Genomic DNA, 24,853 nt, shown 5'->3' on the forward strand with positions numbered 1-24,853 from the left:
AGCAATGCCGCAAAGACCAGGTGTCTTTGCGGCATTTTTATATCAGATGGCTATATTCATAACCCATTGTTCTCCCGTAGGCCCGATCCTTCTTCTGCCCGTATCTTCGAAACCAACCCGTTCATACAGCTGCTGAGCCGGAACATTCTTATGGTTCACGACCAACACCACTTCATCGCAGGAAGGAAACTGACTTCGAATGAACGATGGCAGCGCAAGCATCCCTCTTCTGGCATACCCCTTACGCTGCTGACGATGGTCAATGGATAAGGTAGTAAGCAGCATGGCATGAGAATTGCTTGTATACTCCTTGACGCGCTCCGTGGCGTGCAGGATAAAGAAGCCGACAGGATGATCATCAGCTAAAATGACGATGGGAAACTGACCTTCCACTAGGTTTAATGCTTCTTTCGGATGAGCGGTAAATTGGACTTGTTCATCCGGAAGCTCGAATTCATTCAAGATAGGCAGGTGTTCTGCCGAACGGAATTCCAGCTGAATTTGTTCCGCTTTTTGCATGGGGGGATATCTCCTCTGTCTATGGTGAAATGGATACATCTTTTACTCTATCGATTGCAATCTTGATCTTACTTATTATCCTGTTTCTTCGCCATACCACAGCTGCCGGAAGCTTTCGCTTGAAGCCAGCAGCTGTTCTGCCGTGCCTTCAGCCTCAATCTCTCCGCCATTTAACACGATGATATGGTCCGCATGGTGAAGTGCTGCTTTTCGATGCGATACCACAAGGCAAGTCGCCCCGCCGCGCTCGCTGAACAGCCGCTCCCATAACTTACGCTCGGTCTCAACATCCAATGCGCTGGATAAATCGTCAAATACATACAGCTCCGCGTCCCGTACCAGCATCCTTGCAGCCGCTGTCCGCTGAGCTTGACCGCCGGACAGCTTGACTCCTCGTGGTCCTACCATCGTCTCCAGGCCATGCTGCAGATGCTTGATATCTTCTTCCATTACAGCCGCATGTAGTGCGCGGTCCAGACTGCCCGGCTCCTCGATTATACCTAACAGTATGTTGTTACGCAGTTTATCACTGTACAGCCTGGGGATCTGCGCAGTATACGCACTCTGTGGAGGTATAAAGAAATCAGCGGGTTCTGTTATCCTCTCACCGTTCCACCGGATCTCGCCCTTTTCAGCTGGCAGTAAACCCAGCAGGGTGCGAACCAGCGTCGTTTTACCGCTGCCGATCATCCCTGTAACGACAGTAAAGGTACCACGCTTCAGGGTCAGATTAATATTCGATATACCGCGTCCGGTTTCGGGATATTGATACGACAGTCCTTGCGCTTCAAGCAGTAAAAGAGGTGGCGCCTCGATATAAGCCGTTTCCACGCCGTCTTCGGCTGCAGAAATGGTGGAAGGATGGATTCTTTCATTGGTCAACAAATCTTTCTGTGTCCTACGATTAGGATTAGCTTCCTTCTCTTTATTCTGTTTGTTCTTAACCTTACCGATACCGATATAATTGGCTGCTGTAAGCAGCGAAGCCGGTGCCCCTTGCAGCATGGATTTGATGCGCTGAAAACTGACGCCCATCTGCTTGTAGTAGGTCATGAAGTTGCCTACGTTGGATATGAGCTGCGTGACAAAAGTTAAATAATATACAAAGAGCGACAAGTCCCCAACCGTAAAATCGCCACTTCGCATCTTAAGACTCGCAAGCACGAGGATCAATCCTGTGCCGAGGTTGACGGAGTTGGTGAATACGGAAGATAAGGTCTCCGTTAACAGCTTATCCTTCACCATGGATTGGCGCCGTTTCTCACTAAGGCTTACAAACCGTTCCACTACGCGTTTCTCAGCCCCTGCGACTTGAATGGCTTGCACGTTGGCAAACATTTCGCTAATCGCACCGGTTACCTTGGCCGTCGATTCCCGGCTTGCTGCCCTGTATTTCTGAATGCGAGCTGTCGCAATCTGGGCCGCAGTGACCACCAGGATCAAAGGAACGAACACGAGAATCGTCAGCTGCAGATCAATGGATATAAGAATCCAGCTGGCAACGATAACGAATCCGACCAGTCCTAAAGTATCCACCGACCAGCTTGTCGCTTCTTCGGCCTGATCGACGTCATCCCGAAAATTGCTGATGGCTTCACCTGGGGAGCAAGGTATCGCCCGAGCTCCAGGCTCCTTCATGACATGGGACAGCATATTGCGACGAAGCAAGGTGCTGATCCGGAAGCGAAAATGCACGTCTGTCATGAAACCGCCGAAGATCAGCGCAATCCGGGCTAAAGCAGCGCCAATGAGCAGCACGGCAATCGCCCAAACGCCGTAGGGAAAAGCATATGTACCTTCCAGATGGTCAAAGAAAGCCTTGGTTAACAGTCCGGGGATCAGTGGTGCCATATGGATAAGGGACCATGCCAGCAGGTTGATCAGATACAAGCCAGGCCGGTACAGAATCAACCGCCAGAAAAAATGTCTTGTTTTCATGCCAGCACCTCCTCCATTCCAACGGCCAGCATGCGGCTAAACCGTGATTGCGGGTCTGAGGCAAGCTCTTCCCGGCGACCACTTTCGAGCATGCGACCATTCTCCAGAATAAGAATCCGGTCTGCACGTTGAACCGTAGCCAAGCGGTGGGCAATGATAATACACGTCTTCTCCTGCAACAGACGCGTAATGGCTGCTTCAATCCGGTATTCCGTTAACGGGTCGAGGCGGGATGATGCTTCATCAAGGATGACGAGACCCGGATCCGTCAGAAAGACACGGGCAAATGCCAACAGCTGGGCCTCACCAGCCGACAGGCTCCCCCCGCCTGAGGCCAGGTTCGTATCGAGCCCTTCCTGAAGCGAAGCATACCAGTCCCCAAGCCCAAGCTCCTCGAGCACGGATATGATTCGGCTATCCGCGATACCTTCATCAAACAAGGTCAGATTATCACGAACAGTCCCTTCCAAAATCTCAATATTCTGCGTAACCATGGCGACTTTGCGCCTCAGTTCATGAAGCTTGCAGATCCGGATATCCGTTCCTGCCAGCTCGATCCTTCCATCTTGGGGATCATAGAAACGCAGCAGCAGGCGGGCGATCGTCGTTTTGCCGCTGCCTGTACGCCCGAGCAGCCCTAGAGTCTGGCCTGGTTCGAGCCGCAGCTGCAGATTTTCGAGCGTAACCTGCCCGCCCTCTTCATATGAGAAGTTTAGGTTGCGGAATTCCACCGACAACGGACCTGATGGAAGCGGAGCTCCAGGTCCGTCTTTGATCTGGGGCTCGGTTGCCAGCAATTCCCGGACCCGCATCAAGCTGGCATCTGCCTTTTGTAAGTCCTCTAATTGGGTACGGATCTTCTCAATCGGCTTGGCTAACAGCTCGGTATAATAAAATACTAAATAGATGGAGCCGATCGTCAAACCGCCATGTCCATTCTTCCACAGTATGGCGCAGACGATAAATGCGGCCGCATTGCCCAGCGCAAACACCAATATTGTTGTGCTCCACATAAGGAAAAATCCGATGAATGCACGAACTCGAACCGGCAGCATGCGTCTGGCCATCTCGTAGAATCGATTCATGACATATCCAGCCGCCCCGTTGGCACGCGTATCTTCAGTGCCTTCGAGGTGCTCGCCAATGAATCCGTAGAAATCCGCATTCAGCTCGCGCCATCGCTTCCATATCGGTATCGCAAACCGCCGAATATGCTGAATGACGTAGATGCTGCCGATAACAAACACTGTCATGACAAAACCAATCCAGAAGTTCTCCCGATACAGAAGAGCCAGGATCCCGATCATAAGGAGCAGATTGCCGAACAGATGGATAATAAAGCTGGAGAAGAAATTAGCAAGCGCATTCACATCGCCATCGACCCGTTCGATTAAAGAGCCGGACGTTTGCGTTTTGTGGAAGCTCATATCCAGCGACAGGCAGTGCTCCGCCAATTCAGCGCGAAGCTTGTTGGTTGTCGTCCAGCCCAGATTCTCGCTATAGTAAGCAGCCGCAATGGATACACCTTGTTGGAGCAATGAAAATACGATAAAAAAACCTGCCGCATAATAAAGGGATGTCAGATTTCCCTCTCCTTGAGCCGTATCGATAAAATACCGGATGATCTGCGGATTAATCAGTTGCAGCCCGATTGAAAATAATAGCAGCACCGTTAGGGCTGCCAGCAGTTTCTTATGCGGGAATACGTATCGGAATAGCATCTCCCGGTACATGCCAATCCCCGTGGTCCTTCGCTTGCTGTTTAACGTGTGATCGCTTTGCATTCGTCTATAATCCCCCCGCTTCAGGTTAACCCTCTTGATAATAATAAGCTTCCTGGGAAGATATGACAAGAACATGGGTTCCTGTTTTCAAAAAAATTTACAGTCGATTGATCAGAAACCATCTGCTGCCGCAAAATCACTCTGATTAAGAACTCTTTTGAGCCCCGCGCCAAAAAGACCAGCCCCCTGAGCATGGGACTGGTCTTCAAAACCGTTTACGTATAGAGAATCACATGATCTTATGTCTCTGCCACTAATTTTAAGAATTGATTAATCATTTCGGGGGTGATTTCCTGGTTCTCGGGCATTTTGACTGCCGAGCTCTTATTAACGGATTGGATGGCCACATTGGATCTAGCTGCACTTGAAGCGATACCGGATCGGGCTTGTCCATCATGCACATTGTCATGGTTAGCTAACATCATCATCAGAAAAGCACTTCCAAGTCCTAACGACCACATACTCATTTTGTTTTTCTTGTTCATCTGCGTTGCTCCTTCCATCACTTGTAGTGACATACTTAGTATAAGGTCCAAACCTTAACGAGAGATGAAGGCAACCTAAAATCCAGTTAAGTAAAGTGAGGATATGATGATTACCTCTCATTTTCCATAATTCCTTTTATATACCATATTTATATTGAACAGATTTGAATTATTTGTTTACATAATATGAATTATGTTTGAAAACAACTCGCGACGAGCCGCGAGGATTTCTTTAATAAATAATGCCTCCCAGTATCCCCGTCAGAACCATGAGAAGGATCGGGTTCATCTTCCATTTTCTCAATACAAACAAAGATCCTGTAAATACACCTACAGCAATCCAATTCACTTTAGAAGCCATGCTTATTGCCGAAGTCCCAAGAAACGTCATTAGTAATATGGTTGCAGCAGCCGAAATAATAAGCCCCAGTGAAGCCGATCTCAAGCCGTTCAAAGCTTCAAACACATAGATAGATTTATTGAATTTTTGAAAAAAGCGATACAGCAAAATAGAAATGCCGACACCTGAAATCACGCAGCCGAAAGTTGCAATCATTGCGCCCGGTATCCCCGCGACCTGTAAGCCAACAAATGTGGAGGTGTTTACTGCTAATGGGCCGGGTGTCATTTGCGAGATGGTAATGATATCGGTAAAAACCCTTTGCGATACCCATGCGTATTTTTGAACTGCCAGTTCCTGAATGTACGGGATGATTGCGTACCCACCCCCGATACTGAACGAACCGATCTGAAAAAAGACCCATAACAGTTTCAATAGTTCCCCCATTATTTCTGCCGCCTTTCATTAAGCCACACTCGCACAATGCATAAAAAACAACACACGATGAGGATAATGGCTACATTGATTTCAAAGATAAAATTCGCCAAAAATGCTGCCGGAATCATCAGAGTAAGTAATAGAGAACGTTCTTTGATCATCATACTGCACATATCCACAACGAAATCAACGATAAGGGCTGCAACGCCTGCCTGCATTCCTCTCAATACTGCGGAGATTAACGGATCCGCCGCAAACGCAACATAGAACGTGGAGATGAATCCCAATATGACGAGGGATGGAATGACAGCAGCAATATAACTGATTACAGCGCCCGTCATCCCCGCTACCCGAAACCCTGCGAGAGTTGACAAGTTGATTGCGATTGCTCCTGGTGAGGACTGTGCAATAGCAGCCATATTGACGAGTTCATCTTCGTTGAGTAGTTTTTTCCTGGATACAAAATACTTCCGAATCATCGGAACAACAACATACCCACCGCCAAATGTAAATGTGCTGATAAACAAATTTATGCCCAGAAGCCAGATATATAGTTTGGTTCTTTGGCTTATCATCAGATCGCCTCCTTGTCACCCTGTTATTATGGAGGTTGATGATTGATTAGTAAAATGATATTATTTTGCAATAACGATTAGTTTTATTCATGGGAGGGGGAGCATCAATGATGACTCTTCGGCATTTTGAAATATTTCGGGCAGTAGCAGAAACGGGAAACTTCACAAGGGCTGCGGAAAGGTTATATATCACGCAATCGGCAGTTTCTCATGCCATACGTGAACTGGAAGAAAGGGCAGAAACAGCATTGTTTGACCGACTTTCAAAAAGCGTTCAGCTTACAAAAAGCGGCCGGCTTTTGCTGGAGGAAGTTACACCGATTCTATCTTCGTGCGAAGCATTAGATGCACGGATCAGCTGTTTGGAAAAACAAGCTCCCCTGCACATCGTTTCCAGCATTACCATTGCAGCGTTCTGGTTACCAAAAATCTTGAAAGCCTTTCAAAAAGATTGGCCTGATATACTGATCCATGTCGATGTGGTCAGCGCAGCGAATGCCATTGAAATATTGCGGAACGGCAAAGCTGACATCGCTTTGATTGAAGGTGCGGTTCCCCAAGGGCCTTTTACATGCATCCCTTTTGCTTCCTATCCGTTATATGTTGTGTGCGCTCCTGACTATCTCATCACGCACAAGGAGTTGACTCTGCAACAATTTTGCTCTGAAAAACTATTGTTGCGTGAAAAGGGAAGTGCGATCCGCGATACTTTAGACAGCGTTCTTTATTTGTCCGGACATACCGCACAACCTGCCTGGACAAGCGTAAATTCCCTAGCATTGATCGAAGCTGCCAAGGCTGGATTCGGCATCACGATTTTGCCTGATGTTCTTGTAAGTGAGCAGCTATTGCAGGGGGAATTGATTTCACTGTCTGTTCAAGACCTCTTGTTGAGAAATGAATTGCTTGCCGTTCACCATCGAGATAAATATCTGACAACTCCGTTAAGGGCCCTTCTTTTGCACATAGAATCTACGATGTCATGAAGCCTCCTCCTTATCTTACTAGCCCCCCCTTCGCGCACGTCAAAATCGGCAACAACCACCTTCATCTCTTACATAACCTTAAGATGAGGTGGTTGTCACAAGAAATCCATATTAAGTTAAGGCTACGCTTTATTTTCAACGGTCAATGTAGATTTCTCTTCGGTAACCATCTGTTGTTTGCCTGGCCAGAAAGCCCACTTGCCCAGGAGCGTTGTGATCGCGGGTACTAGGAAGGGTCTTACTATGAACGTATCCAGCATAACACCGATGGCCGTTATGATCCCAAACTGTACCAATACTTGAATCGGAAGCGTGGCCAGTACGGCGAAGGTCCCTGCCAGGATTAAACCGGCTGAGGTGATCACCGAACTCGTCTCGCCCACGCCTTCTTTAATCGCCTGCTTCAGGGGCATCTGCTTCCGTTTTTGCCATATGCTCGAAATCATGAATATGTTGTAGTCTTCGCCCAGCGCGACCAGGAATACAAACGAATACAGCGGTATGGCTCCTTGGATGGCTTCTGCCCCCAGACCGTAATGAATGATAATCCAGCCAAGCCCCAGGGCGGAGAAATAAGACAAGATGACCGTGGCAATCAGATAGACGGTTGCCACAACCGATCTCAGATATACCAATAGCAACAGCGTAATCAAACCGATGACGACGGGAATGATCAGTTTGGCATCATGTTCTCCCGCGATCTCCGTGTCATACTGGGTAGCCGTTTGACCGCTGATCCACACGGCTTCCGCCGGATTCTCGACTCCTGCCTTCGCAAGTGAAACCTCCGCGATCTCTCTGAGATCCGGAATATGCTGCATCGCTTCCATAGAGTAAGGATTCATGGATAGCTCGATTTCATAACCGATAATATCGTTATTCTCCGCCCCATTCTGCGGTTCGGATACACGATCCACATAATCCAGAGCCTTCAGGCGTTCTTCAAGATCTAAAGCTTGCCCCGCACCATCCACTATCAGCCGAACCGGCGCAAGCTCTCCTTCGGAGAACTGTTCGCCGATGACGGTGAATCCTTCGCGGGAAGGAACATCCTCAGGGAATGAGGATAGGAGATCGTAGGTGAATTTGATTTGGGATGAGAAGGTCGCAAGTCCACCCAGCAATACTAAAGCTACCAAGACGACGGTCCATGGCTTCGTTGTCACCATACGGCCGATCCGGCTCTCCTTCTCTTTGTGCGGTGCAGGAACCGGCTTTCCTTTTTTCTTGGCGCGCTCCGCTTGCATCTCCGGCGTTCTCGGAATGAAAGGATAAAAGGAACCTCTCCCGAAAATAGCCAACAATGCCGGTACCAATGTCAGACTGGCTATGAACATGATCAGAATTGACAAGCTGAAAGGCACCGCAAATCGTTGGTATGCCCCGTACTGAGCCAGAAGCAGCGCAAACAGAGACAAAACAACTGTGAAGCCGCTCATCGCGATGGCGCCCGATGAACTCGTAATCGCCTGGAACAAGGCTTTGCGTTTATCGGGTTCATGCCATAGCAGCTGGCGGAATCTCGAAATCAGGAACAAGCAATAATCCGTCCCGGCTCCAAAGAGCAGCACGGTCATAATGGCGATGGATTGGGAATCCACGGTGATTACGCCTTGATCCGCCATAAAACCGAGAATCGGGCTAGTTACCATATAGGCAAAACCGACTGCTACAAGCGGGATTAGGGCAAGAATCGGTGAACGGTAAATCAGCAGCAGCAATATCAGCACCAGAAGCACGGTTGCAATCATGAGCGATACGTCGGCATCCTCAAACAATCCCGTTGCATCAATAGAGATTCCAACCGGACCTGTTACGCGAGCACTGATTCCGTCTCCGCTCTGGATGGCCGTCTGAAACGGATTACTGCCCAGCAATTGTTCCGAGCGCTTCTCAAGTTCTGCCGTTCCTTCCTTGAGCAGGTCCGTCTCCCGGTCTTCTTCAAAAAATAGCGGCATCACCAGCGTGCTCTGATCCTCTGACAACTGGGCGCTTAAAGCCTGCGGAGGCAGCTGATGGAAAGGAACAACGGAGGTTTGATACGGGAGCGGATCGGATTCAAGGCTCGCCGTCAACTCCTGCAGCTTGGTTAAATCCCCTTCGTTCAATCCATTGGCTTTATGCCACACGATGAGAGCCGGTACTCCCCCGTTGCTAGGAAATTCCTTATCGGCAATGGCTTCCGCTACGACGGATGGTGCATCCTCCTTCAGGTTGGCTGCATTGTTATCCTCTTTATCTGCAACAGCCGGCCATAACAAATTCAACGCCAGTGCGATGAGTACCCATACACAGAGCGTGACCCATTTGCTTCGCTTCCCTGCAACCCATTTACCGTAATTCGGTCCTGATCCGTGCATTTGTAGATCCTCTCCATTCCGTGATGTTCTTTATCATGATCTTGTTTCTTTCTTAGTAAGACTGAAAACAAACCGCGCAAATTAATTATATATACCGGTAGGTTAATTTTCAATATTCATTTTGAAAAAACGACCTGCATGTCTTACACTATACACAGGAGGTCATCATGACAAAAATACGAAACCCCCGAAATCCCGGGCGTCCCAAAGCAGCTGCCGATCAGGCTCCTATCCAGGAAACCATCCTCTGGACCGCCTCCAAGTTATTCATGGAAAATGGCTACGAGCCCGTATCCTTGCAGCAGATCGCGAAGGCTTGCCAAGTGACCAAGGCTTCCATCTACTATCATTTCACAAGTAAACCCGAGCTGTTTAAAATAGCGGTAACCACGATTCTAGATAAAGCATATGCTTCTACTCGTCGGTATCTGCAGGAAGCCGATACCCTAGAGTCTGGATTGATCCGGGTAGCCGAAGCGAAGATTGCCAAGCCTCATGCCGAGATGGAGACCATGATGCGGGAAGCACAGCCTTTTTTATCCCAGGAGCAGATGGCCGCTATCCGTGAGGCGGAACAGCGCATTCATGAAGTCATCGCCGATCGGTTTAATCAAGCCATGCGTTCTGGTGAACTTCGGGAAGGCAATCCTTTGCTCATGGCGCAGGCTTTTTCGGCGATGCTGATGCTGGGCAATCGTGAAGATACCCGAAGCGGTTATGCCAGCCCTCGTGATATGGCTGTTGAGATCGTAGATCTATTCTTGCACGGAGCAGTAAACCTTCCGAAGTAACACGCTGCTCCATAACTGCATGCTTCACACATGAATCAAGAGATTTAGTTCACGAATCATGAGCATCGATCATATCAACGCAAAAGAACGGAGATCATCAAGCAGGATCTCCGTTCTTTTTGCTTATGTGTTAGATTTCATTCCAGAAAGCAACGTCTTCAAGCGGCAATCTTACCGTTGGCCGACCTGAAGCGGCTGCTTTCCCGATGGCAATCAACATGACACTGCGATAATGGGAAGGAATATTGAACTCTTCCACGAATTGAACTTTGTTATATCCGCCCATCGGTACGGTATCATACCCTCTGGCCCGTGCACTCAGCATCAGCTGCATGGAGATCAGTCCGGCATCCACATCCACGATGCTTTCTTTAACGGATGGATCCAGGTTCGCATACATATTTTCGGCCGTATAAATGAAGCGCTCCTTCACCTCTTCGGTCATATAACCGGCTTCTTCAGACATGGAATAAATCTTCTCGCCTTTTTCATACCATTTCAGATCGCCCAATACGGCGATGACGGCCGAGGCTTGAAGAACATGCTCCTGATTGTTGGCAATCGGATGCAGCTTCTTCAAGAGCTCAGCATCATCGATCACCAGAAAGCGCCATGGCTGGAGGTTGCTTGAGGAAGGTGCCAGTGTAGCGTCCCTAAGGATGGCTTCCATCTCTTCTCTTGGAATCTTTACCGACGGGTCATATTGACGAACCGAGTGGCGTTCCCGAATCACGGTTTGAAAATCGGATTTTGTTATTGTTGACATGGTTTTTCCCCTCCAAAATTATATTGTGCATTTTTTTGCACAGTTTAAATCGCGAGTTAACTGTGTTGATTTATGCACAGTATATAGCAGAGTGAATTTCTTTGTCAACAACATTTTGAAAGGTTCACTGAGCGATGTCCGCAATCGTGCGCGATTCCAGTATTTTTAAGGTACTGTCCTCAATCTCGGATAAAATGCCAACAAAGGATTCCTTGATTTCCTCAGCAAAACAATGACCGGGAGCTGCGTCCAGCATACTGTCGCTGATTGAGCTGTGGACCTGGAGAATCGAGTACACTTCAGCCAAAGTAATATCGCAGGCGTTCTTCTTCAGTCGGTAACCACCATCTCTTCCTTCACGCGATTCAATCATATCGGCTTGTGCCAGTGTTTTCAGTATGCGTCGAATCAACGTCGATTCCGAATGCAGATACGAGGCGATATCGCCGCTTGAGCATTTGCCGGAATGACGTTCAAGCGTCACAAGCGCCTGCACGGCGAGACTGAAGGTTTTATAGGTGGACGGGCAGGCCATTGTCGATTTCTTGGAGGCCACTTCTTTATTTACGCTCATGTTCCTACCCCCTTTTTAAGAATGAGATTGCCTTTAAACCTTTAATAGGTGTTCTGCAGCAGAAGCAGATGTTCCCATCTTAGCTTTTCATTATTGTATCGTAAACCTGACACTCCATCAAGCACAACAAGGACCATCATCTAATGGCCCTCGTCTTCAACCAGTGCTTGGGACTCATACAAATTCGCCTCTCGGTAATTCACATCCATTCTCAGATGGCTCGCAAGTGCCCGGTCAATATCGCCATGTTCGAACATGCTTTGAATCTCGTTACGCTCTGACTGAATGGCTTTAAGTTCCAGTTCCCTGCGTTCACTGCTAAGCTTCTGCTTTCTTCGGCTCCATACACGATCATTCTGAAGAAAATGCTCCATTGCACGATAGTCTGCAATAACCGCTTGCAGGACTTCCTGCCTCTGCGCCGGCTTCACCGTTTGGATCTCATGGATTGCTGCACGAATGGCCTCCAGCTTCAATGCCTTATACATCTCCCAATCCGGGTGATCCGGAGACATGGGCATTTCTTTGGACTCGTTTTTTTTCAACAAGCGCTTTAAATTCCGCCATAAATTCTTCGTGAGCAGCCTGAACTTATATCGGCTGGTCAGCAGCATCTCAACTTTGTTCAGCGAGGACAGGAATTGCTCCGCGACCCTTGCAGAAGCTTTATGTTCCTTAAGCCATGTTTCTGTAACGTTTCGTTCCGCAGTAAGTCCGATTTTTCTAACGGTGATCGTGGCTTCCCAGAACTCTCGCATGTCGCTCTTATCCGTTATTTGAGATTGCTGAAGCCGTTTGGTATACGCATAAATAAGCTGAACCGCCTCCTCCCTGTTTTCATCCGTCATTTCTTCCCGCACGGTACGTATTCCCGCTTGCAGCATATGAAGCCGTGCTTCTTTCTCACGATCAATCACCGCCGCCGTATTCACAGGTCTCTCACGTGTCAGCAGCGGAAGCAGCACGCTCGCGATGACCAGAGTTAACAGGATGACACCCGCGCAGATGAATAACATTAAGCTTCGCTCTGGAAATGGACGATGGTCCGCAAGGGTGAGCGGGATGGAGAAAGCCGCAGCCAGCGTTAATGCCCCCCGTACGCCCGACAGTGCAGTCAGCAGGGAAGACTTGAACTGGCGGTTCGTTGAAGCCCATACCCATATGAACCGCAGCAATATCAGAACAGCCGTTATTAGGAATATATAACCGAGGACTTGTCCATTGTTATAGGCAGGATCACTCCATATTTGATTGACGACCCCCGGGATTTCATGCCCGAGCAGAATGAACACCAGCCCGTTTAACGTGAACAGGATTACAGACCAGGTGCTGTCCGATACAACTCTAAGTTTAATGGATGCTGATCGCATACGATCCCTCTCCACGGCGTGGGTGACACCCGCCGCAACGACAGCCAGAATCCCGGACAGATGAAATTCCTCGGCTATAAGGTAGATGATAAATGGCGTCAGAATGATGATCAGCATATGAAGCGTGACGTCCTCCATACCGAGCCGGCGCAGCAGCATTCTGAACCAAATCACAAGAAACCCTAGAAGCGCCCCAACAACGATGCCTCCAATTGCAATGACAAAAAAACTGCCGATGGCTTTCGTTAAAGAAAAATAACCCGTCACTGTAGCTGCAATCGCAAAATTAAACGCAACGAGACCGGACGCATCATTCATAAGCGCTTCGCCTTCAAGTAAATGCATGATTTTCCCCGGCAGCTTCACTCTGCCTGACAGGGAGCCCACCGCAACCGCATCGGTAGGCGAGAGTATCGCAGCCAACGCAAAGGCAGCTGATAACGGTATGGTCGGAATAAGCCAATGAATGAAAGGTCCCGCGATCAGAACGGTTGCAAATACGAGACCTAGCGCCAACAGCAGAATATTGGACCTGAGCTTCCACAACTCGCTCCGTGGGGTCAGCTTCCCATCATTAAACAAGAGCGGTGCAATAAACAGGACCATGAACAATTCCGGATTCAGTGGCACGTGATGGAACCCGCGGATATAGGCGGCCCCGATCCCAAGCGCAATTTGAATCAACGGGACAGGAATGAATGGCAGAAATCGATTGATGATGTTGGAAATACCGATAAGAACCAGAAAAATAAGTACCATAAGAAATATTTCCACAGTGCATCTGCTCCTTCCTCGAGAAGAATAACTTATGTAACATGGGCATGTCTGTCAATAGACTGATTTAGGTTGTGTAGAATAGTAAAGGTTTATTTATGAGCTGGAAAAGTTTCACCTTCATGCCGCCACAAAAAACAAGGCTTCCTAAAGGAGATGTCCTTTAGAAAGCCCTAGTGCTTGCAAATGCTTATTAATAGGCAGTCCAGCCTGCATCGGCTGTAACAACAGTACCGTTTACAAAGCTGGCTTCATCTGAAGCCAGGAACAATACCACTTTTGCGATCTCTTCCGGTTCCCCTGCCCGTGGGTTCAGGTTGATACCAGCCATAGCTCTCTCCATACCAAACGAATTCGGCGCGTTTAGAGTGGTGCCGATATTCGTGCTGACGCCGCCTGGAGCAACCGCATTGCACCGGATTCCCTGCGTTGCATATTGAAAACCGACATTTTTGGTTAATCCGACAACAGCATGCTTAGCGGCCGTATACGCTGCACCTGCTCTGGACCCCATAAGCCCTCCAGCAGAAGCAATGTTGACAATGACCCCGCTCTTTTTCTCCAGGAAGATTGGCAATGATTTACGAATAGTTCTCATCGGTCCTGTTGTATTGATGGCAAATACGCGATCCCACAACTCATCCGTTAGATCCGCAGCCGGTACGAAGTTGTCCATAATGCCGGCATTGTTGATCAAAATATCAAGCGTTCCATATGCATTAACAGTAGCACCAACCAACTGCTGCACATCTTCTTCCTTGGCCACATTCGCTACCAGTGCCAGGGCCGTGCCGCCTTTTGCTGTAATTTCGTCAACAACGGCTTGCGCCGCCTCAAGACGCAGGTCAGACACGACAACTTTTGCGCCTTCGGCAGCAAACAGTTCCGCTGTCGCTTTTCCCATACCGGAAGCAGCACCTGTAACAATCGCAACTTTACCAGATAATCTCACGTTCCATACCCCCATAATAGGTTGTGATATCATTTTGGAAATCAAGGACAACAAATCAACAACTGTACAATACACGACATATGTCAATTCTAGTATAATCGTAGTATGATTTAGGTCACAATCATTAAAAAGCGTGGAAATGTACGATACCGAACAAAAATCATAAAATTGTTTATATTTTAACTATTAAATTCGTTATATTTTTAACCGAAAGGAATCGAATCTATGCAAACAAGCAATAAAATGACCGATCGTCGCATCGTCCGCAGCAAAGAAGCTTTAAAGCAAGCGCTTCTATCACTCCTCTCGCAGAAGAGCTTTTCCAGCATTTCCATTACGGAAATCGTAGAGTTAGCCAATTACAATCGAGGAACCTTCTATACCCACTACGACAACAAAGAGGCTCTTCTCGATGATATCCTGACTCCTTTAATGGAGGAGCTGATCGCATCCTTCAGGGCTCCTTACGGGGAAGTCGACGTGTTTCATATCGATGAGCTGCCTGCCAATGCGGTAAAAATATTTGATTATATTCACCAAAATGCAGACGTATATACGGCCTTATTCAAAAGCGATGTTCTACCCCTTGTCCGGGATAAAATGTTCTCGGCATTAAAACAAATCGCCATGGAGGATTTGGACTACCCCAGGGGAGAACTCAACCATGAACTACTCATCATCTACAACATGCACGCCTTACTAGGCCTGGTATTCCACTGGATCGAGAACAATTTCCAATACCCCGTCCCTTATATGAGAGATCAACTGGTTCTCATGATCAACTGGAGGCCGAGAAGCGTAAGAACACAGATTAAGCGCACGGACCTTACTTGAAATCAATGAGCGGATAACGTAGAAAAATAACGTAGAAAAACCATCAACCCGTTCAAAACGCAAATTGAACGGGTTGATGGTTTTGGTTGTTGAATTAACGGTTTTTCTTACAAAGCCCCCTGCCGCCGATCCGGTCCAGATCGTGAACCAGTCTTATCTCCCGCGGATATTCTTATTCTTGTTCCAGAGGAGTGGAGAGAACCGTCATGGTCGTTGTATGTCCATACTCGCTGCAATCATAGATGAAGGCTTCGAGAGACTTCATGGAAGCAGTTTCGATTTTCATAAGAAAATTGTATTGTCCGCTGACTTGATAAATCTGGGTGACCTCCTGCGACTGTTTGGCGAATGCCGTCAGCCGGTCACAATGACTGGCTTAAACAGGATGAAGGCCGTTACGCCCTTCCCCATTTTGTCAGGAGATAGAACCGCACGATACCCCGTAATTACGCCCTTCTCCTCCAGACGCTTCACACGTTCGGATACCGCAGGCTGCGTCATATTGACCTTTCTCCCCAATTCGGAGAAGGAGATTCTTGCATTATTTTTTAACAGCTCCAAGATTTGAAGATCAATCTGATCCATGATTACACTCCTCTGTCTTACCCAAATTCAATTTCAAAGTTGGATGTGCGAAACGCTTATAAATTCAAAGTAATACGGTAGGGATTCCTTGGGTTTCATCTGTAACTATAGGGCTATGATTTATACAATAGAGCTAGGTTAACAAGCATTCATTCAAGGAGGAATATACAATGACAATCAACCTGCACGATCCTATACAAATCGGAACGGTACAATTGAAGAACCGAATGATCATGGCTCCTATGCAGCAAAATCAGGGAACGCCGGATTCTTATGCAACCGATCATCATGTGAAATTTTACAGTGAACGGGCAGAACATGTCAGTTTAATCATTATCGAATCTACCGTGGTGTCCGCAAATGGCCGTCTGTTCCCGGATGATATCGGGATATATACCGAACAGCATACGGCTCCATTACGTAAGATTGTCGATGAGGTCCATTCAAAAGGAACGCCCATCTTCATCCAATTGACCCACGCCGGCAGAAAAGCATGGCCCAGCGTCACCGAAAAAAGATTAGCCCCTAGTTCGATTGCCTACGACGATGAATATGGACTGCCACAAACGATGTCCCAAGCCGACATTAACGCAGTCATCGAACAGTTCCGGATGGCTGCTCATCGAAGCCTGCAGGCTGGCTTTGATGGAATCGAGCTTCATGCCGCCCACGGTCATCTTCTCCACCAGTTTCTCTCTCCGCTGTCAAATCAGCGAACAGACACATATGGAGGAAGCCTGGAGAACAGAGTCCGATTGATCCAAGAAGTTCTGGGGGCCATCCGAACCGAAGTAGGGATCAATTACCCGGTGCAATTGCGGGTTTCTGCATCCGACTTTGCCGATGGCGGCCTGACACCAGCAGAGGTTGCACTCGCCTTGACGTACCTGGAATCCGAACTTGATGCCGTGCACGTATCTTCGGGCGGTCTCGTTCCTGCTGCACCTTTAGCCACACCGGAGGGCTACCAAACACCTTATGCTGCAGTGATCAAACAATATGTAAAAATACCGGTGATCGTGGTCGGCAATATCCGCACCCAAGCGTTCGCCAATTTCATTCTAGCAGATGAGATAGCAGATATGATAGCCATCGGCCGCCCATTGCTGGAGGATGCCAATTTCGGTGAAAAAATGCTGTCCTTAGCCTAATACTCCATCTCAAGTGACATATATTCGTTTATTTGCGCACTTCAATAAGAAAGCCAAAGGCCGCATCCACAAAGGTAGGTAGATTTGAACCACCCTTGGATACGGCCTTTTCTTTAATACCGATCAATTTCATCTATAATCTAGAAAATAACGTCGAGTGTACTTTCGACGATTCGATCGGCCAGCTCGCGATTCATCGTAGCGGAGTTCATCACCCGCAGTCCATAGTAGCTGCTTAAGAATAAGCTAGCCAGCTGCTTTGCAGAGCGTTCAGCCGGAATTTCCCCCGATTGTATCGCCTCTTCCATCACGCTGATCAAGTCTTCCTCAAGATCATAAATATATTGCCCGAATATCCGTTCAACCATCGGGTCCCGCCCAGCCCGTTCCATACTGATATTAACCGCCATGCAGCCGCGGTGGTTCGGGTCCGAAAAATCCATGCCGATTGCCCATTCAAACAAGGCGCGCAGCCTATCCTTAACCGGGATGGACTGGCCCAGAATCTCTCTGGATATCTCCAGGCCTTCATCATTGTAACGTCGAAGCACCTGCTCGAATAACTCATTCTTGCTGCCGAACGCATTGTACAGGCTCCCTTTACCCAGCCCTGTCTTCTCGCACAGTTCTTGCGTGGAACTCGCTTCATAACCCTTGGACCAGAATACGTCCGTGGCAGCATCAATGACAGCTTCCTTCTTGAACTCACGCGGTCTTCCGTTCGTGGTCATTCCCCTCATCCCTTTTGAACATGATCTTTGTTACCTAAAAGTATAGGGTTTATGTACCACTCAGTCAAATATTACCCGAGTTCCCCCGAAAAGATTCGTCGAACGGTTTCATACGCCAGCTTCGGACGACGATATTCATCTACAATACCTTTGCTGTTCCGCGTGCATGAACGATTCAGCAGCCATCCAAGCCCTTCCGTCACTCGGCAATCGCTAAATTGCCATATAAACATCCCGGATATGTATTCGCGCTCCATGTATGCCTTCAGATTGCTCGCGATAATATCGGCCTGCCGTTCCTCAGAGCCTTTCTCCCGATTCGGACTGCGGAATCCGTAGAACCCGTCCCCTGAGGTTTATCAGCGGATTAAAACCGACATCGAGGACCATTACGCCGATCCGCTTCATATTGGAGCGTTGGCTAAGAAACATGCCATTTCGGAGTCGTATTTGCGAAAGCTGTTCATGAAGCATCTGCATGTTTCTCCCAAGGACTACCTGACCGACATCCGTATGCGCCATGCAGAGCGTTACTTGGCATACACGTCGTATACCCTGAGGTTTATCGCTAACGCATGCGGATTTCATGATGAATTTCATTTCAGTAAAGCATTTCACAAGTACAAAGGTGTAGCACCCGCGGAGTTCCGCAAAACCTCAAAAGATGCGGATCATTCAGCCCTGTAACGGTTGCTAATTGGTGTCTCGGCGTGTACTTTCGAATCTAAGAAAACCTTATGTAATCGAAATAAAATTCTAAACCAAAAACGGACTTTAGAGACGTTATTTAGCAGATAGCAGCAATTCGACTGCCAATGCCCATTGATAACGACTCTGTTGTCCGTTTTAACTAGAAAATGATTCTTTTTTGTAACCTATTGTCTCCAGAAGATTTTTTATCCCGGTGGCGGGGCCGTGGATCGGCGAATGATCAACTCCGGGGGGAGCACAATGCGCTGTACAGGTTCTCCCTGGCTGGCCAGATTCCTGACCACAAGGTCCACCGCTAGGCGGCCCATCTGTTCCATCGGCTGGGCAATAACAGTGAGCGGCGGATCTGTTACTCGGGCCAGAATCGTATCGTCAAAGCTGACGACCGAACAGTCCTCAGGAACGCGCAGCCCGAGCTCGCGAATCGCCTGCAGGGCGCCGATCGCCAGCATGTCGTTGCAGCAAAACAGCGCAGTAGGCGGTTCCTCCAGCTCCAACATAACTTTGGCTCGTCTGAATCCGTCCTCGATCTTATGGTCACAGGCCGCAATATAGTCGGGGGAAAGCCCTAAACCGAACGAGGCGGCAGCTTCGACAAAACCCCTTACCCGCTCATTGCTGCTCGTCACCCGTTCATGCTCGGCAAGTACGGCCAGCCTGCGGTGACCCAGGCGAAGCAGATGCTCAGCAGCGAGACGGCCCCCTTCCAAGTCATGAACCCGAACGCTGCTGGCTCCAAGTGCCGGATTGTCCCGGGCGATAAGCGCTATAGCCAGCGAATGCTCCTGAAACGGCTTGAGCAGCTCACCATGGGATACGCCCGTACCGATAATAACGCCATCCACCTGCTTTTGCCTCAGCAGGCTGACATAGCGTTTTACCTTCTCTTCCTGGTTGTCCGTGCTGCAGATGATCACGCTGTATCCAAGCTGATGCCCGTGATCCTCGACCGAGCGTGCAATCTCGGCAAAAAAGGGGTTGGAGATGTCGGGGACGAGCAATCCCAGGGTATAGGTTTTTTTGCCGGCGAGAGCTGAGGCAATCGCGTTCGGCCGATAATTCAGGCGCTGCATGATATCCAGAATCTCCTCACGACGTTCGCGACTGATCTTGCCCTTGCCGTTCATGACATGAGAGACGGTAGCAATGGAAACGCCGGCTTCGCGCGCAACGTCATAAATAGTCGCTCTTATCATCCCTTGTGCTCCATTTGTTTAATTTTGGCTATTTCAATTTATTATGGGCTTTCATCTCGTTTAACGCAAGGCCGTTTTGTCGTTAATACTGCCTGCAGACATGCACACCTAGGATCCTGGTCCATAGCACGTTCCCTGACTTAGCTTGCTTTATCTCATAAGCCAATCATGATCCGGATCATTGCGGAATTTCCATATTCGCTTCGGCCCCGCCATGACGTTCAGGTAGTACACATCATACCCGGGAGGCGCGGATACCGGATGATAGCCCTCGGGCACCATTACGGCCTCGCCGTCTTTGACCGCCATCGTTTCGTCCAGCGAACGGTCATCGGTATAGACCCGCTGAACGGCAAAACCGCACTCCGGCTGAACCCGGTAGTAGTAGGTTTCCTCCAGCAGCGATTCCTCCGGCAGCTCATCGCGATCATGCTTGTGCGGTGGGTAGCTGGACCAGTTGCCCCCATCCGTAAACACCTCGACCACCAATAGGCTATCCGCCGGCTTTTGCTCCGGCAAAATATTATGCACCAGACGCGACATGCTCCCGCTCCCGCGGTTCTCCACGCCGACATCTTTAGGCGCGATGAGACGGGCCTGGTGAGTGCCTTTCCCCGGAGCAAGACACACGGCCAGCTCCATTTCGGTTAATGCCGTGACCTCGAACTGTTTCTGTGATGGCACATAAACCGTATAGGGAGGCGTCTTTTCAAACACGCTCATGCGCTTGCCAATGTTGTCCCAGCTCTCTCCCCCTGCCTTCACGTCGGCTCGCCCGGTTAACAGAACAAGAGCCGCTTCTTGATCTCCCGTGGCTCGGCTCAGCGTCTGTCCTTCCCTTAAACGAAATACTTCAAAGCCCACATATGCCCAGCCTGCGCTTTCCGGCGTAATGGACAGCACGCGCCCGTCCAGGTCCGGCGTCGTTATGGGTACAATTAAGTTCGGCATGGTGTTCCTCCTCTTTTATGGATTTGGTCTGTTAATGATGTAGTTTCAATAGATACGCTCTCCCGTTTGAGCAAGATATTCCAGCGCTTTGGCAACAGCTTCTCATATACCGATTTCAAGCAGATACTTAGCGAATACAAACGGTTATATCTTCTTGTTCAGCCAGCTTAGGCATCTCCCTACATCACATCATGCTGCCAATTACAGACTCTCCAGATTTAGCCTGCCGAAATGCCGGTGGTGAGCTCGGCCAGCTTTACCGGGCGGCCCTGCTGCAGCGAACGCTTGGCCGCCAGGGCGATCAGCTCTGCTTGAAGGGCGTCATGGCCGCTGACCGGCACCGGGGTGCCGTTCTGCAAGCTTTCGATAAATTGCCGCGTCTCGTTCATGTACGCTTCCTTGTACCGCTCAAGAAAGAAATACAGCGGTTTGTCGCGGGTGACGCCGTCCGGACCGCTGATAACAGCGGTGCTTGGATAGTCGTTATCGGCGGATACGCTGCCTCCGGAGCCAAACACCTCGATCCGCTGATCATAACCGTAGACGGCCTTGCGGCTGTTGTCGATGACGCCAAGCGCTCCGCTCTCAAACCGTAGCGTTGTGAGGGCGGTGTCGATGTCGCCCAGGTCTCCGATGGCAGGGTCCACCAGTACCGCTCCCTGGGCGTACACTTCGATCACCTCGCTGCCCGATAGAAAACGGGCGATGTCGAAATCATGAATGGCCATATCCATAAACAGCCCGCCGGACACTTTAATGTAATCCGGATGGGGCGGGCTAGGATCGCGCGAAGTAATCTTAATCAGATGCGTTTCCCCGATTCTTCCCTCTGACACAATCTCCTGAACCCTGCTGAAGTTATGGTCAAACCGGCGGTTGAAGCCGATCTGCAGACTTACGTCGGCCGCTTCCACGGCCGCCAGCGCCTCGCGGGTCTGATCCACGCTCATGCTGACCGGTTTCTCGCAGAAAATATGCTTGCCGTTCGCCGCAGCCTGCTTGATCAGCGGGACATGCGTATCCGTCGAGGAGCAGATCAACACGGCATCGATATCCGGATGTTCCATGATATCGTTACTATTAGTCGTAACCATAGGAATGCCGCGTTCCGCAGCCCAGGCCCTCAGCTCGTCGCCGGCGAACAAATCGCTGATGGCCGCAATTTTCGCACCAGGCGTGCGCAGCAGATGATCCGCATGGATTTTGCCGATTCGTCCAACACCGATAATGCCGATATTAATAGTTTTCATATGAACGTCTCCTCTGCTTAAGGGCTACCAACGCGCTGTTACCATTTTCTTGCGGGTATAGAACTCCACGCCGTCCGTTCCATTCGCATGCAGATCCCCATAGAAAGAATTTTTCCAACCGGAGAACGGAAAGAACGCCATCGGCGCTGGAACGCCGAGGTTGACTCCAAGCATGCCGGCATCGATATGCTCACGGAACTGGCGCACGTCGCTGCCATCCTGCGTGAACAGGCAGGCCCCGTTCGCGAAGTCCGAGCGGTTGGAGATTTCAATCGCTTCCTCCAGCGATTCCGCCCGCATGACGGACAGCACCGGGGCGAAAATTTCGTCCTTCCAAATCTTCATCTCGCTGGTCACCTCATCAAAAATCGTCGGTCCGACAAAATATCCGTCACCGCTCACGGCCTCGTCGCTTCGACCATCACGAACCAGCTTAGCGCCTTCTTGCTCGCCCGCCTCGATATAACGGATCGTGCGCTCCTTGTGAGCTTGCCTAATAACCGGCCCGAGGAAAACGCCTTCGTCCGCTCCGTTGCCGATGGTAATCTCATCGGCCGCCTGCTTCAGCTTCTCCATCAGCGGTTCCGCCACGTCGCCCACGGCCACGACGACGGAGCAGGCCATACAGCGCTCGCCGGCAGAACCGAAGGCCGCGCTGACGATCTGGGTCACGGCCCCATCCAACTCCGCAGTCGGCATCACGATGCTGTGGTTCTTCGCCCCTGCCAAAGCCTGCACGCGCTTGCCATGGGAAGAAGCGGTTTTGTACACATACTCCGCCACCGGCTGGGAGCCCACGAAGGATACGGCGGCGATGCCGCGATGTTCCAGAATGCCGTTGACCACATCATGAGCGCCGTGAACGATATTCAGAACGCCCTCCGGCAGACCGGCTTCTGTGAACAGCTCCGCCAGACGCTGAGCCAAGAGCGGCGTGCGCTCCGACGGCTTCAGCACGAACGCATTGCCGCAAGCGATGGCGAGCGGGAACATCCAGCACGGCACCATCATCGGGAAGTTGAACGGCGTGATGCCCGCCACTACGCCGATCGGATACCGGTACATGCCGGACTCCAGATTGGTGGCGATGTCAGGAAGCTGCTTGCCCATCATCAGCGTAGGCGCACCGGCGGCAAACTCCACGCACTCGATGCCGCGCTGTACCTCGCCGTGGGCTTCGGCATAGCTTTTGCCGTTCTCCGCCGTAATCAGGCGCGCCAGCTCCTCCCAGTGCTCCACGAGCAGCTGTTGATACTTGAACAGAATGCGCGCGCGGCGAGGCACGGCCGTCTTGGCCCAGGTACGTCCCGCTTTGGCGGCCGCCTGTACGGCCTGATCCACTTCCTCTTTCGTGGATAGCGGGACGTAAGCAAGAATCTCTTCCGTTGCCGGATTGTATACGGGATCGGTTGTTTCGGATCGGGATGGAACGAATTGTCCGCCGATATAATTGCTAAGGGTTTGCGTCATGGCTGGTATGCCCCTTTCGATTGGATCAGTAAAGATAAAAAAATGAATGCTCTGCTCTACAAGAAATGAAGATTAGCAAAATCACAAGTAGGGGTGAAATTTCTAGAAAGAATACACTCTCAAGAACAGGAGTAATCTCACGAACAAGGGTAATCACAAAACAGGCCTTATCTCAAAAACACGAAATCTTATGAACGGGCGAAATCTCAGTATTGATAGATCTCAATAAAGATCCTGAGCATGGACTAAACTCAGGTATTGGCAGTAATCTCGCCTCGCTTGCAGCACTCGATATAATCGTGAACCGCCGTGCTCGTCGGCATCGCATCGGAGCAGCTGTGGCTGGAGATGACGATGCTAGCCGCCGCGCTGCCGAATTCCATGCAGCGCTCGATGGTCCAGCCCTGCATCAGGCCGTACAGAAAGCCGGCAGCGTATGAATCCCCCGCCCCGAACGTCTTGATGACTTTCGCCGGAAAGCTCCGAGCCGTATGGCTGGCACCGTCTGGGGTATATGCGATGGAGCCTTCCTTGCCGTGCTTGATAATCACGATCTTGGCGTTATAATCAAACCATTTGGCCGCCGTGATGCGATCGCTGCGCTCCGGATTGCCCCCGAACTGCTCCATCATGTCAAACTCTTCGCGCGTGCCGAGGATAATGTCGCATGATTCCGCCGCTAAATTGTAATAGGTTGCCGTCTCCTGCGGGGATTTCCATGTGTACGGACGGTAATCGAGGTCAAACGCGATCACGGCGCCGTGGCGCTTGGCATAGTCCAGAGCCAGAAACACGGCTTCCCGGGAAGGACTAGCCGCGAGCGCGGTTCCGGAGATCAGTACCATTTTGGCGGAGGCGATCAGCTCCTCGCTCACGTCCCCTGTTTCCAGCAGCAAATCCGCAGCGTTGTCGCGATACATTAGAATGCTGCAGTCGGTCGGGCTCTTGATCTCGGTAAAGGCCAGACCCGTTACGGCTCCCGTACGATCGATTGTCACGCCCTTCGTCGTAATTTGGTTATCTTCGAGGTACTTTGTAATAAAACGCCCCATCTGATCGTCCGCCACCTTGCCGATGAAGCCTGTATTCAGGCCCAGGCGGGCCATCCCGATACAGATATTGGCGGGTGATCCTCCGACATATTTGGTAAACGTGGTCGTTTCCTCCATCGGCCGGTTAATCTCATTGGCATTCAGGTCGATGCACAGCCTCCCTACAGCCACAAAATCCATCGGTTTTGCGTTATTGAACGTGATTTCACTCATGGATAAACCTCCTTGATCAGATCGGCCGCGGCTGAGCATTCATATGACTGCATGACT

General features: G+C 49.9%; 25 protein-coding genes. 5 read left to right on the plus strand and 20 right to left on the minus strand.

All coding sequences use genetic code 11. The features are described from left to right. Positions 1 to 42 precede the first annotated feature (42 nt). The 6 genes from NYE54_RS19545 to NYE54_RS19570 all read right to left on the minus strand — a co-directional run bounded on the left by NYE54_RS19545 (position 43) and on the right by NYE54_RS19570 (position 6,079). Complete coding sequence (locus tag NYE54_RS19545) at positions 43 to 519, minus strand: GNAT family N-acetyltransferase (RefSeq protein ID WP_339265528.1); 477 nt, start codon at positions 517 to 519, stop codon at positions 43 to 45. Between the two features lie 75 nt (positions 520 to 594). Then, positions 595 to 2,457, minus strand: a complete 1,863-nt coding sequence (locus NYE54_RS19550) for an ABC transporter ATP-binding protein (protein ID WP_339265530.1) — start codon at positions 2,455 to 2,457, stop codon at positions 595 to 597. Then, a complete protein-coding gene (locus NYE54_RS19555; protein ID WP_339265532.1) occupies positions 2,454 to 4,241 on the minus strand; it encodes an ABC transporter ATP-binding protein in 1,788 nt (595 codons plus the stop codon). Before NYE54_RS19555 ends, NYE54_RS19550 begins: the two co-directional genes overlap by 4 nt. A gap of 239 nt (positions 4,242 to 4,480) precedes the next feature. Beyond that, positions 4,481 to 4,726, minus strand: a complete 246-nt coding sequence (locus NYE54_RS19560; RefSeq protein WP_076321737.1) for a hypothetical protein — start codon at positions 4,724 to 4,726, stop codon at positions 4,481 to 4,483. A 232-nt stretch (positions 4,727 to 4,958) separates the two neighbouring features. Beyond that, positions 4,959 to 5,513, minus strand: a complete 555-nt coding sequence (locus NYE54_RS19565; RefSeq protein ID WP_339265534.1) for a chromate transporter — start codon at positions 5,511 to 5,513, stop codon at positions 4,959 to 4,961. Further along, the gene (locus NYE54_RS19570; protein WP_339265536.1) at positions 5,513 to 6,079 is read right to left on the minus strand and encodes a chromate transporter; all 567 of its coding nucleotides are present in this window, start codon (positions 6,077 to 6,079) and stop codon (positions 5,513 to 5,515) included. The genes NYE54_RS19565 and NYE54_RS19570 overlap by 1 nt, the downstream gene beginning before the upstream one ends. A gap of 107 nt (positions 6,080 to 6,186) precedes the next feature. On the opposite strand from NYE54_RS19570, the gene NYE54_RS19575 reads away from it, so the two are divergent. Then, the gene (locus NYE54_RS19575) at positions 6,187 to 7,065 is read left to right on the plus strand and encodes a LysR family transcriptional regulator (RefSeq protein WP_339265538.1); all 879 of its coding nucleotides are present in this window, start codon (positions 6,187 to 6,189) and stop codon (positions 7,063 to 7,065) included. Positions 7,066 to 7,187: 122 nt separating this feature from the next. On the opposite strand, the gene NYE54_RS19580 is transcribed toward NYE54_RS19575, so the two are convergent. Next, the gene (locus NYE54_RS19580; protein WP_339265540.1) at positions 7,188 to 9,425 is read right to left on the minus strand and encodes an MMPL family transporter; all 2,238 of its coding nucleotides are present in this window, start codon (positions 9,423 to 9,425) and stop codon (positions 7,188 to 7,190) included. A gap of 167 nt (positions 9,426 to 9,592) precedes the next feature. Here NYE54_RS19580 and NYE54_RS19585 point away from each other — a divergent pair, with 167 nt between their 5' ends. Continuing rightward, entirely contained in the window at positions 9,593 to 10,216 is a 624-nt protein-coding gene (locus tag NYE54_RS19585; RefSeq protein WP_339265542.1) for a TetR/AcrR family transcriptional regulator, read from the plus strand. Between the two features lie 130 nt (positions 10,217 to 10,346). On the opposite strand, the gene NYE54_RS19590 is transcribed toward NYE54_RS19585, so the two are convergent. The 4 genes from NYE54_RS19590 to NYE54_RS19605 form a co-directional block, all read right to left on the minus strand. After that, a complete protein-coding gene (locus NYE54_RS19590) occupies positions 10,347 to 10,982 on the minus strand; it encodes a nitroreductase family protein (RefSeq protein ID WP_339265544.1) in 636 nt (211 codons plus the stop codon). 124 nt (positions 10,983 to 11,106) lie between these two features. Continuing rightward, on the minus strand, positions 11,107 to 11,556 hold the full coding sequence (locus tag NYE54_RS19595) for an Rrf2 family transcriptional regulator (protein ID WP_339265546.1): 450 nt from the start codon (positions 11,554 to 11,556) through the stop codon (positions 11,107 to 11,109). A 140-nt stretch (positions 11,557 to 11,696) separates the two neighbouring features. Then, a complete protein-coding gene (locus NYE54_RS19600) occupies positions 11,697 to 13,700 on the minus strand; it encodes a Na+/H+ antiporter (protein ID WP_339265548.1) in 2,004 nt (667 codons plus the stop codon). Positions 13,701 to 13,893: 193 nt separating this feature from the next. Beyond that, positions 13,894 to 14,652 (minus strand): SDR family oxidoreductase, encoded by a 759-nt coding sequence (locus NYE54_RS19605; RefSeq protein WP_339265550.1) that lies wholly within the window; start codon positions 14,650 to 14,652, stop codon positions 13,894 to 13,896. Between the two features lie 225 nt (positions 14,653 to 14,877). Here NYE54_RS19605 and NYE54_RS19610 point away from each other — a divergent pair, with 225 nt between their 5' ends. Continuing rightward, positions 14,878 to 15,486, plus strand: coding sequence for a TetR/AcrR family transcriptional regulator (locus NYE54_RS19610; RefSeq protein ID WP_339265552.1), 609 nt, complete (start codon positions 14,878 to 14,880; stop codon positions 15,484 to 15,486). Between the two features lie 172 nt (positions 15,487 to 15,658). Here NYE54_RS19610 and NYE54_RS19615 read toward each other — a convergent pair whose 3' ends face one another. Then, complete coding sequence (locus NYE54_RS19615) at positions 15,659 to 15,844, minus strand: Lrp/AsnC ligand binding domain-containing protein (RefSeq protein WP_339273571.1); 186 nt, start codon at positions 15,842 to 15,844, stop codon at positions 15,659 to 15,661. Next, positions 15,841 to 16,071 carry an Lrp/AsnC family transcriptional regulator gene (locus NYE54_RS19620; protein ID WP_339265553.1) on the minus strand — a complete coding sequence of 77 codons (231 nt, stop codon included), beginning with the start codon at positions 16,069 to 16,071 and terminating at the stop codon, positions 15,841 to 15,843. Before NYE54_RS19620 ends, NYE54_RS19615 begins: the two co-directional genes overlap by 4 nt. Before the next feature lie 170 nt (positions 16,072 to 16,241). Between NYE54_RS19620 and NYE54_RS19625 the strand changes: the two genes are divergently transcribed. Beyond that, positions 16,242 to 17,222 carry an NADH:flavin oxidoreductase gene (locus NYE54_RS19625; RefSeq protein WP_339265555.1) on the plus strand — a complete coding sequence of 327 codons (981 nt, stop codon included), beginning with the start codon at positions 16,242 to 16,244 and terminating at the stop codon, positions 17,220 to 17,222. A gap of 140 nt (positions 17,223 to 17,362) precedes the next feature. On the opposite strand, the gene NYE54_RS19630 is transcribed toward NYE54_RS19625, so the two are convergent. Both NYE54_RS19630 and NYE54_RS19635 read right to left on the minus strand, forming a co-directional pair. Continuing rightward, complete coding sequence (locus NYE54_RS19630; protein ID WP_339265556.1) at positions 17,363 to 17,953, minus strand: TetR/AcrR family transcriptional regulator; 591 nt, start codon at positions 17,951 to 17,953, stop codon at positions 17,363 to 17,365. A 71-nt stretch (positions 17,954 to 18,024) separates the two neighbouring features. Next, complete coding sequence (locus NYE54_RS19635) at positions 18,025 to 18,210, minus strand: hypothetical protein (RefSeq protein WP_339265557.1); 186 nt, start codon at positions 18,208 to 18,210, stop codon at positions 18,025 to 18,027. 160 nt (positions 18,211 to 18,370) lie between these two features. Here NYE54_RS19635 and NYE54_RS19640 point away from each other — a divergent pair, with 160 nt between their 5' ends. Next, positions 18,371 to 18,640 (plus strand): helix-turn-helix transcriptional regulator, encoded by a 270-nt coding sequence (locus NYE54_RS19640; RefSeq protein WP_339265558.1) that lies wholly within the window; start codon positions 18,371 to 18,373, stop codon positions 18,638 to 18,640. A gap of 209 nt (positions 18,641 to 18,849) precedes the next feature. On the opposite strand, the gene NYE54_RS19645 is transcribed toward NYE54_RS19640, so the two are convergent. The 5 genes from NYE54_RS19645 to iolC all read right to left on the minus strand — a co-directional run bounded on the left by NYE54_RS19645 (position 18,850) and on the right by iolC (position 24,796). Beyond that, positions 18,850 to 19,860, minus strand: coding sequence for a LacI family DNA-binding transcriptional regulator (locus NYE54_RS19645; protein ID WP_339265559.1), 1,011 nt, complete (start codon positions 19,858 to 19,860; stop codon positions 18,850 to 18,852). 150 nt (positions 19,861 to 20,010) lie between these two features. Then, the gene (gene iolB, locus NYE54_RS19650; RefSeq protein ID WP_339265561.1) at positions 20,011 to 20,811 is read right to left on the minus strand and encodes a 5-deoxy-glucuronate isomerase; all 801 of its coding nucleotides are present in this window, start codon (positions 20,809 to 20,811) and stop codon (positions 20,011 to 20,013) included. Positions 20,812 to 21,029: 218 nt separating this feature from the next. Further along, positions 21,030 to 22,061 (minus strand): inositol 2-dehydrogenase, encoded by a 1,032-nt coding sequence (gene iolG / locus NYE54_RS19655; RefSeq protein ID WP_339265563.1) that lies wholly within the window; start codon positions 22,059 to 22,061, stop codon positions 21,030 to 21,032. A 24-nt stretch (positions 22,062 to 22,085) separates the two neighbouring features. Further along, positions 22,086 to 23,531: a CoA-acylating methylmalonate-semialdehyde dehydrogenase gene (locus NYE54_RS19660; RefSeq protein ID WP_339265565.1), complete on the minus strand. Its 1,446-nt coding sequence runs from the start codon at positions 23,529 to 23,531 to the stop codon at positions 22,086 to 22,088. 251 nt (positions 23,532 to 23,782) lie between these two features. Beyond that, positions 23,783 to 24,796, minus strand: coding sequence for a 5-dehydro-2-deoxygluconokinase (iolC, locus tag NYE54_RS19665; RefSeq protein WP_339265567.1), 1,014 nt, complete (start codon positions 24,794 to 24,796; stop codon positions 23,783 to 23,785). Between the last annotated feature and the right edge of the window lie 57 nt (positions 24,797 to 24,853).

This window comes from Paenibacillus sp. FSL K6-1330 (assembly GCF_037976825.1).
Classification (GTDB): Bacteria; Bacillota; Bacilli; order Paenibacillales; family Paenibacillaceae; genus Paenibacillus_AQ.